Below are 12,848 nucleotides of genomic sequence, written 5' to 3' on the forward strand. Positions count from 1 at the left end.
CGTACCTCAACTTACCCGCAGTAAGCTACCCAAGAGTAGGCCTCACTTTCCCTACGAAAGTGACGCTACTTCGTCTGGAGTCAGGTCGAGGGTGACGGACGCGATCAGGTCGGTGAGCTGCTCCGGGGTCCGGGCGCTGGCGATCGGCGCGGCGACCGTCGGCTGCTGCCGCAGCCAGGCGAGCGCGACCGTGGCGACCGAGACGCCGTGCGCCTTCGCGACGTCGTCGAGCTTGGCCAGGACGCGCTCGCCGCCGTTGTCCAAATAGGACTCGGCGCGGGCCGCGCGCGGGCTGTCGGTCACGTCGCCCTTGGTGCGGTACTTGCCGGTCAGGAAGCCCTTCGCGAGGGAGAAGTACGGCAGCGTGGTCAGGCCTTCGCGCTCGACGAGCGGGGCCAGTTCGCGCTCGTAGTCCCGCTCGACGAGGTTGTAGTGCGGCTGCAGCACGGCGTACCGCGCGAGGCCATTCGCGTCCGAAATGGACAGTGCGTCTGCGAGCCTCCCGGCGCTGTAGTTGGACGCGCCGAGGTAGCGGACCTTGCCCGCGCGGACCAGGGCGTCGAACGCGCTCAGTGTCTCCTCGAGCGGGGTGTCCGGGTCGTCGACGTGGGCGTAGTAGAGGTCGATGCGGTCGGTCTTGAGGCGGCGCAGCGAGTCCTCTGCCGCGGCCTGGATGTTCTTCGCGGACAGGCCCGGGCGGCCCTGCCACATGCCGACCTTGGTCGCGACGACGACGTCGTCCCGGTTGCCGCGCGCGGCCAGCCAGTTGCCGAGGATCTCCTCGGAGCCGCCGCCCCCGCCGTAGAGGTCGGCGGTGTCCACGAAGTTGCCGCCGGCCGCGGTGTAGGCGTCGAGGACGGCGAAGGACTGGGGCTCGTCCGCCGTCCAGCCGAAGACGTTGCCGCCGAGGTTGAGCCCGTACACGTCGAGGTCGGTGTTGCCCAGCTTGGTCATGTCTTCGACAGTAATTCGCCGGACCCGGGAGGAAAATCGCCGCCCCGCGCGTTGGAGTGTTCCATGGCAATCGAACTCGGCAAGCTCGGTATCTGGCGGCACTACTCGGGCGTCGACGCGCAGTTCGCGGCGGAGGCGGAGAAGCTCGGCTACGGCGCGATCTGGCTGGGGGCGTCCCCGGGTGGCGACCTCGCTTACGTGGACGACCTGCTCGCGGCGACGGATAGCCTGGTCGTCGCGACCGGCATCGTGAACATCTGGCAGGACGAGCCCGCGGACATCGCCCGCGTGTACGAGCGGATCGCGGGCAAGTACCCGGACCGCTTCCTGCTCGGCGTCGGCGCGGGCCACCGCGAGGCGACCAAGGAGTACAAGAAGCCGTACGCGGCGCTGGTCGACTACCTGGACGGCCTGGACGCGGCCGGCGTGCCCGTCGAAGGCCGCGCGCTGGCGGCGCTCGGCCCGAAGGTCGTCAAGCTGGCCGGCGACCGCACCGCGGGCGCGCACCCGTACCTGACGACGCCGGAGCACACGCGTTCGACGCGCGAGATCCTGGGCGCGGGCAAGCTGCTGGCCCCGGAGCACAAGGTCGTCCTCGGCACCGACCCGGCCGAGACCCGGGCGATCGGCCGCAAGACCGTCAAGTTCTACCTCGGCCTCTCGAACTACGTCGCCAACCTGCGGAAACTCGGCTTCACGGACGAGGACCTCGAGGGCGAGGGCAGCGACCGCCTGGTCGACGCACTGGTCCTCCAGGGCGACGCCCCGACGGTGGCCCGCGGCGTGTCGGCCCACCTCGAGGCGGGTGCCGACCACGTGAACATCCAGGTGCTCAACGAAGACCCGTGGCCGGCGTACCGCGCGCTGGCGTCCGAGCTGCTGTGATCCGGCCGGCCCGTGAAGGCTGCCGAGGCGCAGCCTTCACGGGCCGACCTACTTCTGCGCCGGCCGGGCCCGTTGTCATCGGTGTAGATCGACAGTTCGCTCGTGCGGGTCGTGAGGGTGACCGCGCAGGACATGGCGCCCCGTGCGCCACGGGCGCGGACGGTCACGTCGAGGTCCGTCGTCGGCGCTGACCAGCTCACGTCGAGCGTGCCGATGTCCAAGGTCGACGTCGCAGGGCCGATGTTCAGTTTCCCCGGCGTGCGGAACACCTGCATGGTCGCTTCCGCTGTCGGCTGAGCTTCCTGCCGACTGACCTCGACGCTGCAGCCGGTCGTCACGCACGCGACGAGGACGACTAGGCCGAGTAGACGTTTCACGGGGGTTCTCCTGGCGAGTGACAGCGGTTTCCGACACGCTTAGTCGGCATTCGCCGAGTGATCGTTGCGGTGTGTAGCCAAGACGTGATCTCGCCCGTTTCGTGCCGGCATCCGAGCTGCTGTGATCCTCGTCCGGCCGCCGGTTCGCCCGGCGGCCGGACACCCTCCTTCTGAACCGATCCGACGTGCGGGAAAGTTTCTGCGCGGGGACCGGTGTGCGGCGGCGGTACACCTCGTACGATGCGGTCGGGACCCACCCTGTGCCAAGGAGGAGTAACGATGCCCATCGCCACCCCCGAGGTCTACGCGGAGATGCTCGACCGGGCCAAGGCGAACGAGTTCGCCTACCCGGCCATCAACGTGACCTCGTCCGAGACCGTGAACGCCGCCATCCGCGGCTTCGCCGAGGCGGAGAGCGACGGCATCATCCAGTTCTCCACCGGCGGCGCGGAGTTCGCGTCCGGCCAGAAGGTCAAGGACATGGTCACCGGCGCGACCGCGCTGGCCGAGTTCGCGCAGGTCGTCGCGGCGAAGTACGACGTCAACGTCGCGCTGCACACCGACCACTGCCCGAAGGACAAGCTCGACGGCTTCGTCCGCCCGCTGATCGAGATCTCGGCCGAGCGCGTCAAGAACGGCCAGAACCCGCTCTTCCAGTCCCACATGTGGGACGGCTCGGCGATCGACCTCGACGAGAACCTCGAGATCGCCACCGAGCTGCTGGCCAAGACCGCGGCGGCGAAGATCATCCTCGAGGTCGAGATCGGCGTCGTCGGCGGCGAAGAAGACGGCGTCGAAGCGGAGATCAACGAGAAGCTCTACACCGCCGAAGGCGACTTCCTCAAGACCATCGACGCCCTCGGCGCCGGCGAGAAGGGCCGCTACCTGCTCGCGGCGACCTTCGGCAACGTCCACGGCGTGTACAAGCCGGGCAACGTCAAGCTCCGCCCGGACGTGCTCAAGGGCGGCCAGGAAGCGGCGGCGAAGAAGCTCGGCCTCGACGCCGGCGCGAAGCCGTTCGAGCTGGTCTTCCACGGCGGTTCGGGTTCGCTGCCGGAGGAGATCCGCGAGGCGGTGTCCTACGGCGTGGTGAAGATGAACGTCGACACCGACACCCAGTACGCGTTCACCCGCCCGATCGTGGACCACTTCTTCAAGAACTACGACGGCGTGCTGAAGATCGACGGCGAGGTCGGCAACAAGAAGGTCTACGACCCGCGGTCGTACCTGAAGGCCGCTGAGGCCGGGATGGCTCAGCGCGTGGTGGAGGCCTGCCAGGCGCTCGGGTCCGCGGGGACGAAGCTCAAGTAGTCACGCGCGGAGGGGCGGCACTTTCACGGGGAAAGTGCCGCCCCTCCGCCGTGTTCAGACCTCGACGACTTCGAGCAGGCTTTCCAAGCCGCGGAAGTCTTTCGCGTTGCGGGTGTACAGCGGCAGGCCGCGCACGGAGGCGATCGCGGCGATCATCAGGTCCAGCCGGCGTGGTCGTGGTGACCGGCCCGCGGCGATCGTCAGCGCGACCAGCGTGCCGTACCGGGTGGCGGCCTCGTCGTCGAACGGCAATGGGGCGAATTCGACGATGGCCGCGCCCAGTTGCTCGTTCCGCAGCGCCTTCGTGGCCGGGTCCGTCGTCATGACGACGCCCTGGTGGAGTTCGGCCATGGTCACCGCGGTGATTTCCGGGAAGTCCGGGAGGGACTTCGGATCCAGGGTGCCGAGCTCGATGTAGGTGCAGGTGTCGAGCACGCCGGCGGCGTGCCGGTCAGCCACGCTTGCGCTCCCACGGGTTGTCGTCGTCGCCGAGGCGATCGTCGCCGAAGAATTCGTCGGCTTCACGCCGCAGCGCCGTCGCGTCGATCTTCGGCAGTCGCTTGTGCCGCTCGACCAGCTCCGCCGCGGTGAACCGCTTCCGGCGGGACACCGGCCGGAGTTCGGCGATCTCCACGCCGTTGCGGGTGACGTGATACGTCTCGCCGGCTTCGACCGCGTCCATGATCGCGGCGGAGTTGTTCCGGAACTCCCGCTGGCTGATGACGTTCACGCAGCGAGTGTAGCACCGTGTGCTACACGGTTACCCGCCTCGCGGACCGCCGCCGGGTCATCGGGCCGGCCGCCGCCCACAGGACGAACACGCCCGCCAGGACCACCGCCGCCGTCCAGTAGGCCGCTGGTGGGGCCGACTCCGTGTGCGCGTCGCCCAGTACCCACGGGCGGAACTGTGACTGCACCCACAGCGCGCCGTACCCGAACGCCGTCACCAGCAGTGCTCCCGCGCCGGCCCGGAGGAGACCCGCGCCCATCGCGAACGCCAGGTCCACCGCCAGACCCACGAACAGCAGGTAGAACGGCACCGTCGACACCGGGAACCCGAGCCCCAGCAGCAGCGGCCACATCACCGACCGGTACGCCACATAAGCGAGCGCGACCGAAGAAGCCGCCCAGCGGAAGCCCAGCGTGCGACGGGCCAGAACCAAGATCAACGCCATCACGCCGATGCCCCACAGCGGGTACACCCACTCCGGGATCGGCATCGTGAAGTGCAGCACCGCCGTCCGGTCGACCGGGTGGCCGATCTGGTTGGCCGCGAAGTCCAGCAGGGACTTCTCCGCCTCCGGCTCGCCGCGCTCCCACGCGCGCAAGCCGAGAATTCCGTACTCCTGCTGGCCGTTCGGGAAGAACGTGTTCTCCAGGAAGAACGCCCACAGCGCGAGCAGCACGCCGGTGCGGAAGCGCCCGGGCGGAGAAAAGCGAAGCCAGCCCAGCAGCACGCCCGCCTGCATGATGCCCGTGCCCAGGTACAGCATCATGTGCGACGGGCTCCACGCGGTCAGGTCCAGGCCGTTGACGCGGTGGTTGATGACGTCCAGCGGCGCCGCCACCAGGAACACCAGCAGGCCGATCTGCATCAGCCGCAGCGAACGCTTGTCGGCACCCAGGCCCGTGTAGCTGTGGATCGCCACCAGCACCACGATGATCACCGTGCCGACGGTGTTGATCAGGTGCGGGGGCGCCAGGTCGTCGCGCAGCCACATGAAGTGCCACGACATGTCCCACGACGAGCCGAGCAGCTTGAACGCGAACGCCGTCAGCCACATCCCGTAGCAGAAGCGGAGCACCCAGTCCGGCGTCGGCTGCCCGGGGGCGCCGCGGTGCCAGTGCCGCGTGAAGAACAGCCGCGTCTTGCCGATGGGGCTGCGCGGGATCACGTCCACCGGGACGTCGACTGCCTTGGCCATGCCCGACATCATGGCCGGTCATGGTCACGAGCGGGCTAAGACCGTCGAAAACCGGGGTTCACCCCTACGGGTGGCGAACTTGCTTCCACCCGGCGCGAGTTGGCATGGTGTGCCGCCATGATGCCGAAACGAGTTGTGGCCGCCGTCCTGATCGGCGCCTTGGTGCTGGCCGGTGGCGGGGTGCTCGGGGCCCTGTTCTTCTAGAGGCAGAATGGGCGGCATGACGCACAACCTGCTCGGCCCCGAGCCGACGCTGCTGCCCGAGCACACCGCCGCCCAGGCCGCGCTCGACGCCGGGAGCGACCCGGCCACCGTCGCGGCCGAACACCCCTACTACAGCGAGGCGTGGGCGTCGCTGGCCGAGAAGGCCTTCGAGGCGGGCGAGACCGTCGCCGCCTACGCGTACGCCCGGACCGGCTACCACCGCGGTCTCGACCAGCTGCGCCGCGCGGGCTGGAAGGGCTTCGGCCCGGTGCCGTGGGCGCACCGCCCCAACCAGGGCTTCCTGCGCGCCCTCGCCGTGCTGGGCAAGGCCGCCGGCAAGATCGGCGAGACCGAGGAGTACGACCGCTGCCGCACCTTCCTCGCCGACTCCGACCCCGCCGCCGCGGAAGCCACCGGCCTCAAGTGACCGAGGGCCGTGAATGCCACATTCACGGACACTAGGTCCCTCAATGTGGCATTCACGGCTTTCGCAGCGTCAGAACAGGCCGCAGTTGGAGAAGGCCGGGAGGCCGGCGAAGCGGCCTTCGAGCCACGCGAACGCCTCCGGGAACGCCCGCACCGCGGTGAGCACGTGCGTCGGCACCAGTGACGTGCTGAACTGCACCTTCACGCCCTTGCCGCACCACGTCCGGCCCAGGTCGCGGTCCTGGGCGTAGGGCACGATGTCGTCGAGCGCGCTGTGCACGATCAGCACCGGCACCGCCGGCTTCAGCGTCCCGATCTTCTGCTCCGCCACCCTGGACGCGTACGGCTCTTCACCGAGGTACGCGGTGAGCGAGCGGCCGTCTGTCGTCAACGTCGACGACTGCGTGAACGCGTGCGCGGCGATCGCCTCCACCGTGCACTCGGTCCGGACCTGCTCGAACAGCTGCTTGCCGCGCGCGTTGAGCAGCGCCGGGATGTTCAGCTCCGGGTACGCGTAGTTCATGCTCACCAGCGCGAAGCCGAGGAAGCCGACCGCGTAGTGGCCGTCGAGGTTCTTCGCCACCGAAGCCAGGTCCGCCGGCACCGCGCCCGCGTACGCGCCCTTCAGCTTCAGCTCGGGCGCGTAGCTCGGCTGCAGTTCCGCCGCCGCGGCCGACGCGCCGCCGCCCTGGGAGTAGCCCGCGATCGCGACCGGGCCGTCGTCCGGCAGCCCGGCCTCCGGCAGCCGCTGCGCCGCGCGGATGGCGTCGAGGACCGCGTGCGCCTCCGCCGCGCGGTTGACGTACGTGTGGTCGCCCGGCGTCCCGAGCCCTTCGTAGTCGGTGACGACGACGCCGTAGCCCCGCGTCAGGAGCCCGGCGATGAACGGGCCTTCGTACTCGAAGCCGGCGGCAAGCGCTTTCGACGGCGCGCAGTCGTCGCCCTCGCCCTGCGTGCCGACGGCGTAGGAGACGATCGGGCGCGCGCCGGTGCCGTGCCACGCCGACCGCGGCGTCAGCACCGTGCCGGTGACGGCGATCGGCGAGCCGTGCGTGTCGGTGCTGCGGTACATGATCCGCTGCACGTCCGCGTCGGCCTTGATCAGCTGGATCGGGTCGATGTAGAACGTCGACGCCTCGTGCCGGATGACGTCGCCGTTGCTGCCCGCCGGCAGCGGTGAAGGGGGATCGTAGAAGGACGCCGCGGAGGCGCCGGGTGCCACCAGCGCCAGCACCGAAACCGTGGCGACGGCCGCGGCGAGCGCGCGACGGGGGAAGATACGCATGCTTGCTCCTCGTTGAGCAGGACTAGTGCGCGGGGAACACCTTTTCAGACAGAGGTGTCGGAAAAAGAATCACGTGAGGTGGACCACCATGTCAAGCCCCGCTCCGCGCGGGCGGCCGCGCAAGCTCCCGGTCGGTGAGCAGCGCGCCCGCGTGCTGAGCGCGACGGCGCGGGTCGTCGCGCAGCACGGGATGCAGGGCGCGACGATCGAGCAGATCGCGCGCGAAGCCGGCGTCTCGCGGCAGGCCGTCTACGAGCAGTTCGGCGACCGCGCGACGCTGTTCGCCGAGGTCGTGGCGGCCACCGAGGAACGCGCCTTCGCCGCCATCGCGGGCCCTTCGGTGGCCGACGAGCAACCCGGCCTGCGGGCCTGGGCGCGGGCCAACTACGCCAACATGGTCACCTTCGTCGCCGACCACCCCGAGGGCTACGGCGTGCTCCGCGCGGCCGAGCGCGCGGGCGACCCCGCTCTCACCCGGTTGAGGGAGCGGCTGGCCGTCGTCTACGCCGAAGCCAGCCGCAAGCGGTGGGCCGCGCACGGCATCGACTCCGGCCGCGCCGACCGCGCGCTCGTCACGCTCTTCTTCGCGATGACCGAGTCACTGGTCCAGGCCACCTGGGACGGCGAACCGCCGGACCAGGACGCCTTGATCGACCTGCTGACCGAATTCACCGTCGGCGGCGTCGCCCGCCTCCAGACCAAGGCGAGCGACGTCATCGATCGGCTGCGCTGACCCGGAACTCAGCTAAGCGACGGCCATCTCCGGGAGCGCGACGGAGCCGACCACCCGGTTCCGCCCGCCGTGCTTGGCCGCGTAGACGGCCGCGTCGGCGGACGACATCACTTCCTCGATCGACGACCCGTCGAGCGGGTACGCGGCGACGCCGATGGACGCCGTCTGGCGTTCGATGTCGACCGCCGCGCCTTCGTTGGTCTTCGTGCTGATCACCAGCTCGCTGACCCGTTGCCGGATCCGCTCGGCGGTGACGATCGCGTCCTCTTTGGACGTCGCGGGCAGCAGCGCGACGAACTCCTCGCCGCCGAACCGCCCGACCAGGTCGTGCGCCCTGGTCTCCTGCTTGACCACGGCGGCGACCGCCTTGAGCACGTCGTCCCCCGCGAGGTGCCCGTAGGTGTCGTTGATCCGCTTGAAGTGGTCGAGGTCGATCATCATGGCGCCGAAGCTGCCGTTTTCCCGCTGCGCGCGCGAAATCTCGCGCTGCGCGCCGTCCTGCCAGGTGGTGGCGTTGAGCAGCTGGGTCTTCTGGTCGGTGGTGGCGAGCTCCTCGAGCCGCTTGATCAGCACGGACCGCTGCAGCACGTAGAGCGGCAGGATCACCAGCACCGACAGCAGCGGCTCGGTGGTCAAGACCATCACCAGCAGGCCGCCGACGCACAGGGTGGCCAGCTCCAGCAGGTTGTCGTCCATGTTGCCGAGGCAGCCTTCGACGGTCGCCTTCTCCGGCGCGGCCAGGTACAGCCCGAGCCCGGTGAGCGCGGTGTTGGTGGCGAAGAAGGCGGTGGCGGCGAGCGCCACGGCGGTCATCCCGTGCCCGTGCAGGGCTTCCGCGACGAAGCCGGCCGCGAACCCGGAGAGGATCATCGTGGTCGCGTTGGCCGCGACGCGGTGAAATTCACCCGGTCGGAAGCCGGACCAGCTACGGAACGCGAGGTAGACGTACAGGACCGTCCCCAGCACGGCCACGAGCTGCGGCGGCACGAGCAGTCCGGCGGGCAGCAGCCAGACCGAAGTCATGTTGATGTGCGGGCCGTTGCTCAGGATCCGGCGCTGGCGCTCGATGCCCCGGCTGACCTCGGTCTGGGTCACCGCCAGCGCGGTGAGCAGCGCGAACGTCCCCAAGTTCGCGAGCGTGACCGGAATCGTGAGCGTGGCCGCGGTGGTCCAGGCCAGCATGACGGTGATCGCGGTGAGTGTGACGGCGACCCAAGCCCGTGGTCGTGACCACAGTGCCCAGTCGGCAACACCACGAACCGAGGCTTGTCCAGACCGTTCCCCCGATGTGACCATTTTTCCCCCAGCCCCTTGCGCAGGTGATCAGTGACAATCTACTCACGGACAGTTTCAGACCGTTTGCCAGCTGTCCACAAGGGCTTTCGGTGTGTACTTTTTGGTTGACACCGGAACGAGAGGTGGCCAGCGATGCGCGGCAAAGATCAGTGACCGCACAGCGCACCGCAAGGTCGCGCAGGTCGAGCCCACGCGCGGAGCATGTCAAGCATGTTCGGCGCGTGCGGCTTCTTTGTCGTGCCACCGGCCGGGTTCGGCCGACAACGATCGCGCCCACAGCGCCGCCAGCGGCAGGGTGAGCACCACTCCCAGGATGCCGAAGATGCCGACCGTGCCGTGCGGGGTCAGCTGATCCGCGAGCACGCCGCCGATGAGCGGGCTGATGCCCATCATCGTGGTCAGCCCGGTGTTGGACAGGCCCATCACCTGCGCGCGTTGCTCGTCGGGCACGGCCAGGGTCAGCGACGCGGTCGCCTGCAGCAGGCAGACCGTGCCGAACCCGCCGGACACGATGAACAGGACGATCGAGGACACCGGGCCGGGGTTGAGGAAGCACAGCACCAGCGGGATCGCGCACAGCGCCGCCAGCGGGCCGATCAGCCGCGGCCGCAGCCGGGCGGGCACCCAGCGCGTGTAGGCGAAGGTCGCGATGACGCTGCCGATCGGGTCGGCCGCCAGCAGCAGGCCGATCGCTTCGGGCCCGCCGCCCGACGCCGAGACGTACGGCGCCGCGATGCCCTCGTAGACCGGCAGCAGTCCCATCAGCCAGGTGAAGAGCACGAGTGTCCGAAGTGGAGAGCTGGCGAACGCGGTCCGGCCCCCGCCACCCAGCGTCGCGAAGAAGGACTTGCGCTGCTCGCCGCTCGCCGCGGCCGGCCGGGCGCGGACGCCGAAGCGGACGAAGGCGGCCGAGAGCAGGAACGTGGCGGCGTCGATGACGAGCGCGACGTGCGGGTCGAGGGCGATCAGCAGCGCGCCGCCGCCGGCGAACCCGAGCAGCTGGGCGCTCTGCACGGTCATGCTGCGGATGCCCATCCCGACGACGAACCGGTCGCCTTCGAGCACCTGCGGCAGCAGCGCCAGCTGGGACGCCTTGAACGGCGGGTTGACCAGGGACACGCCGCCGACCAGCACGCACATCAGCCAGAACGGCATGCCGGGCAGCGCGACGAGCAGGATCAGCGCGGCGCGCAGCAGGTCGACGAGCACCATCACGGTGCGGCGGGGGAAGCGGTCGGCGAAGCCGGTCAGGAAGATGCCGCCGAGCAGCGACGGGGCGTAGGTTAAGGCGTACGTCAGGCCGGTCAGGGTCGCGGAGTTGGTGCCGGTGAAGACGAGGATCGACAGCGCGACTCTGGCCAGCTGGTCACCGGCGATCGACAGCAGTTCCCCGAACCACAGCGCCCGGAACTCGGCGATCCCGAACACCTCGCGGAACGTGACCCGATCCGGCGGTGCTGCCATGCGTTTTCTCCCGACCTCTTGTGCAGACCGCGTCAGGCCCATGACCGCCGGTGACGAGACGACCAGTCGGTCATGGGGCAGTCACGGTACGTGAGTTACCCCAGCCAGTGTCCCGTGACTGTTGGTAAATCTCTAGGTTCTTTCGCTGGTATCCAAGGTGTCACGGAGGTTTCCCGAACGGATCAGACGATAGCCCGCAGTGTCTGACCGGTGGCCCAGGAGTCACCAATGGATCATTCCGTACCCGATGGCCGGAGGACCAGAGGCAAAAGTAGCCACCTCGCGTTCGCGAGGTGGCCACCTGGGGGCGTAGGCGGCGGTCAGCCGTCGATGGTGAGGGCGTCGTCCCGCGGTGCGCGGGCCGCGATCGCCGCGCGGGCGACGTCGCGCTTGGCGACCTCCTCCCGCACGATCGGGATGACGTAGCGCCCGAAGTCGATCGTGTCGCCGAGCATGTCGTAGCCGCGGGCGGACAGGATCTCCACGCCGAGGTCGTAGTAGTCGAGCAGCGCCTGCGCGACCGTCTCCGGCGTCCCGACCAGCGCGTTCGAGTTGCCCGCGCCCCCGGTCGCGGCCGCCGTCGGGGTCCAGAGCGCGCGGTCGAAGCGCTCGCCCTTCGCCGCGATCTCCAGCAGCCGCTGCGATCCGGCGTTCTCGGGCTCGGTCAGCTTGTGCCGCCGGGTCAGGGGCTGACCGCCCTTGGTGCGGTCCTTGATCGCGCCCACCGTCGCGTACGCCTTTTCCCAGGCCAGCTCGTCGGTCGGCGCGATGATCGGCCGGAACGCGACCTGGATCCGCGGCACGTCGGTGCGGCCGGCGGCCAGCGCCGCGGCCTGGACCGACGAGATCTGCTCCGCGGTCCGGTCCAGCGGCTCGCCCCAGAGGCAGTAGATGTCCGCTTCGGCGCCACCGGCGGCGTACGCGGCCGGCGACGACCCGCCGAAGGACACGCCGGGCCGGGGCTGCTGGACCGGCTTGACGTCGCTGACGTAGTCCTCGAAGCGGTAGTACTGGCCCTCGAAGCCGAAGGGCTCGTCGGACGTCCACGCCTTCTTGATGATCTGGATGGCTTCGCGGGTGCGCCCGTAGCGCTCGTCCTTGCTCAGGTAGTCGCCTTCGCGCTGCTGCTCGTGGTCGTTGCCGCCGGTGATGAAGTGGACCGTGAGGCGCCCGTCGGAGATCTGGTCGAGCGTGGCGAACGTCTTCGCGGCGAACGTCGGGTACGAGACGTTCGCCCGGTGGGCGAGCAGGATCTGCAGCTTGTCGAGCTTCGTGGCGACGTACGCGGCCGCCTGCGCGGGGTCCGGCGAGCCGGAACCGTAGGCGAACAGCACCCGGTCCCAGCCGAAGTCCTCGTGCGCGCGGGCCAGGCGCAGCGTGTACTCCTTATCGAACGCCCCGCCCGTGCGGGCGTGCGTTTCGGACCCGTCGTGTGTGCCCCCGATGCCCAGGAATTCCACCGGCATGCGGCTCACCTTCTCTCGCGTCGCCTACTGCTAGGGCTACGCCGCGAAGGTGGGGAGCGGCAACGACGTCCGCAGGGTGGAACGTTCACCGGTGCCGCTCGATGACCTCGATCGACGCGCGGACCTGGGCGAAAGTGGGCGGTGCCGCCCGGTTGAACACGACCGTCAGGGACCGGCGCGGGATCACGACGAATTCGACGTCGACCCCGGCCGCCTCCGCGGCGGCCTCGACGACGTCCTGCCAGTGCTCGGGGTCGATCCCGTCGGCCCATTCGTGGGCGAGGATCGCCCAATTTCCCCGGAGGAGGGTGTCGACCACGTCCTGCGCGGTGTGGACGCGGTGCGGTGGACCTATTTCAGCGGCCACGTCTTCGCTGGTGGGGCGGTGCGGCTGAGGCCCGGGCGCCTGGGTGGACGAGGGACAACTCGGCTCCTTCCGTCGGCGTGCCGGGGGATTCGGAGCCGGTGGCCCGGGTGATTGGTTCCGCTCTGTGGGAAGGCCGTTTCCCGGCCCGACCCCGG

14 protein-coding genes are annotated in these 12,848 nt (G+C 69.7%); 5 read left to right on the forward strand and 9 right to left on the reverse strand.

The features are described from left to right. Window positions 1-51 precede the first annotated feature (51 nt). On the reverse strand, window positions 52-954 hold the full coding sequence (locus H4696_RS35125) for an aldo/keto reductase (protein WP_086857578.1): 903 nt from the start codon (window positions 952-954) through the stop codon (window positions 52-54). A 63-nt stretch (window positions 955-1,017) separates the two neighbouring features. Here H4696_RS35125 and H4696_RS35130 point away from each other — a divergent pair, with 63 nt between their 5' ends. The 3 genes from H4696_RS35130 (at window position 1,018) to fbaA (ending at window position 3,527) form a co-directional block, all read left to right on the forward strand. After that, a complete protein-coding gene (locus H4696_RS35130; protein ID WP_086857577.1) occupies window positions 1,018-1,839 on the forward strand; it encodes an LLM class F420-dependent oxidoreductase in 822 nt (273 codons plus the stop codon). Between the two features lie 102 nt (window positions 1,840-1,941). Beyond that, window positions 1,942-2,136 (forward strand): hypothetical protein, encoded by a 195-nt coding sequence (locus H4696_RS35135; protein ID WP_086857576.1) that lies wholly within the window; start codon window positions 1,942-1,944, stop codon window positions 2,134-2,136. A 359-nt stretch (window positions 2,137-2,495) separates the two neighbouring features. Next, on the forward strand, window positions 2,496-3,527 hold the full coding sequence (gene fbaA / locus H4696_RS35140) for a class II fructose-bisphosphate aldolase (protein WP_086857575.1): 1,032 nt from the start codon (window positions 2,496-2,498) through the stop codon (window positions 3,525-3,527). Window positions 3,528-3,581: 54 nt separating this feature from the next. On the opposite strand, the gene H4696_RS35145 is transcribed toward fbaA, so the two are convergent. The 3 genes from H4696_RS35145 to H4696_RS35155 are packed head-to-tail and all read right to left on the reverse strand — an operon-like array spanning window position 3,582 to window position 5,452. After that, the gene (locus H4696_RS35145; protein ID WP_086857574.1) at window positions 3,582-3,986 is read right to left on the reverse strand and encodes a type II toxin-antitoxin system VapC family toxin; all 405 of its coding nucleotides are present in this window, start codon (window positions 3,984-3,986) and stop codon (window positions 3,582-3,584) included. Next, the gene (locus H4696_RS35150) at window positions 3,979-4,257 is read right to left on the reverse strand and encodes a type II toxin-antitoxin system Phd/YefM family antitoxin (protein WP_086857573.1); all 279 of its coding nucleotides are present in this window, start codon (window positions 4,255-4,257) and stop codon (window positions 3,979-3,981) included. The genes H4696_RS35145 and H4696_RS35150 overlap by 8 nt, the downstream gene beginning before the upstream one ends. 22 nt (window positions 4,258-4,279) lie before the next feature. Beyond that, window positions 4,280-5,452 (reverse strand): hypothetical protein, encoded by a 1,173-nt coding sequence (locus tag H4696_RS35155; RefSeq protein ID WP_192782697.1) that lies wholly within the window; start codon window positions 5,450-5,452, stop codon window positions 4,280-4,282. Window positions 5,453-5,672: 220 nt separating this feature from the next. Between H4696_RS35155 and H4696_RS35160 the strand changes: the two genes are divergently transcribed. Then, window positions 5,673-6,083, forward strand: a complete 411-nt coding sequence (locus tag H4696_RS35160) for a DUF3151 domain-containing protein (RefSeq protein WP_086857585.1) — start codon at window positions 5,673-5,675, stop codon at window positions 6,081-6,083. Between the two features lie 69 nt (window positions 6,084-6,152). Here H4696_RS35160 and H4696_RS35165 read toward each other — a convergent pair whose 3' ends face one another. Then, window positions 6,153-7,367: a lipase family protein gene (locus H4696_RS35165; RefSeq protein WP_086857571.1), complete on the reverse strand. Its 1,215-nt coding sequence runs from the start codon at window positions 7,365-7,367 to the stop codon at window positions 6,153-6,155. Between the two features lie 88 nt (window positions 7,368-7,455). On the opposite strand from H4696_RS35165, the gene H4696_RS35170 reads away from it, so the two are divergent. After that, window positions 7,456-8,100 carry a TetR/AcrR family transcriptional regulator gene (locus H4696_RS35170; protein ID WP_086857570.1) on the forward strand — a complete coding sequence of 215 codons (645 nt, stop codon included), beginning with the start codon at window positions 7,456-7,458 and terminating at the stop codon, window positions 8,098-8,100. 12 nt (window positions 8,101-8,112) lie between these two features. Here H4696_RS35170 and H4696_RS35175 read toward each other — a convergent pair whose 3' ends face one another. From H4696_RS35175 to H4696_RS35190, 4 genes are all read right to left on the reverse strand, one after another. Then, a complete protein-coding gene (locus H4696_RS35175; RefSeq protein ID WP_086857584.1) occupies window positions 8,113-9,279 on the reverse strand; it encodes a GGDEF domain-containing protein in 1,167 nt (388 codons plus the stop codon). Between the two features lie 321 nt (window positions 9,280-9,600). Further along, window positions 9,601-10,860, reverse strand: a complete 1,260-nt coding sequence (locus H4696_RS35180; RefSeq protein WP_086857569.1) for an MFS transporter — start codon at window positions 10,858-10,860, stop codon at window positions 9,601-9,603. Window positions 10,861-11,180: 320 nt separating this feature from the next. Next, window positions 11,181-12,326 carry an LLM class flavin-dependent oxidoreductase gene (locus tag H4696_RS35185; protein ID WP_086857568.1) on the reverse strand — a complete coding sequence of 382 codons (1,146 nt, stop codon included), beginning with the start codon at window positions 12,324-12,326 and terminating at the stop codon, window positions 11,181-11,183. Between the two features lie 85 nt (window positions 12,327-12,411). Next, window positions 12,412-12,693 carry a hypothetical protein gene (locus H4696_RS35190; RefSeq protein WP_086857567.1) on the reverse strand — a complete coding sequence of 94 codons (282 nt, stop codon included), beginning with the start codon at window positions 12,691-12,693 and terminating at the stop codon, window positions 12,412-12,414. Window positions 12,694-12,848: the final 155 nt, after the last annotated feature.

It is taken from the genome of Amycolatopsis lexingtonensis (assembly GCF_014873755.1).
GTDB lineage: Bacteria > Actinomycetota > Actinomycetes > Mycobacteriales > Pseudonocardiaceae > Amycolatopsis > Amycolatopsis lexingtonensis.

Excerpts from the sequence above, each read along its gene's own strand:
- H4696_RS35125 (WP_086857578.1), bottom strand. The coding sequence starts at position 954 with ATGACCAAGCTGGGCAACACCGACCTCGACGTGTACGGGCTCAACCTC.
- H4696_RS35130 (WP_086857577.1), top strand. The coding sequence starts at position 1,018 with ATGGCAATCGAACTCGGCAAGCTCGGTATCTGGCGGCACTACTCGGGC.
- H4696_RS35180 (WP_086857569.1), bottom strand. The coding sequence starts at position 10,860 with ATGGCAGCACCGCCGGATCGGGTCACGTTCCGCGAGGTGTTCGGGATC.
- H4696_RS35165 (WP_086857571.1), bottom strand. The coding sequence starts at position 7,367 with ATGCGTATCTTCCCCCGTCGCGCGCTCGCCGCGGCCGTCGCCACGGTT.
- H4696_RS35160 (WP_086857585.1), top strand. The coding sequence starts at position 5,673 with ATGACGCACAACCTGCTCGGCCCCGAGCCGACGCTGCTGCCCGAGCAC.
- H4696_RS35185 (WP_086857568.1), bottom strand. The coding sequence starts at position 12,326 with ATGCCGGTGGAATTCCTGGGCATCGGGGGCACACACGACGGGTCCGAA.
- H4696_RS35170 (WP_086857570.1), top strand. The coding sequence starts at position 7,456 with ATGTCAAGCCCCGCTCCGCGCGGGCGGCCGCGCAAGCTCCCGGTCGGT.
- H4696_RS35155 (WP_192782697.1), bottom strand. The coding sequence starts at position 5,452 with ATGGCCAAGGCAGTCGACGTCCCGGTGGACGTGATCCCGCGCAGCCCC.
- fbaA (WP_086857575.1), top strand. The coding sequence starts at position 2,496 with ATGCCCATCGCCACCCCCGAGGTCTACGCGGAGATGCTCGACCGGGCC.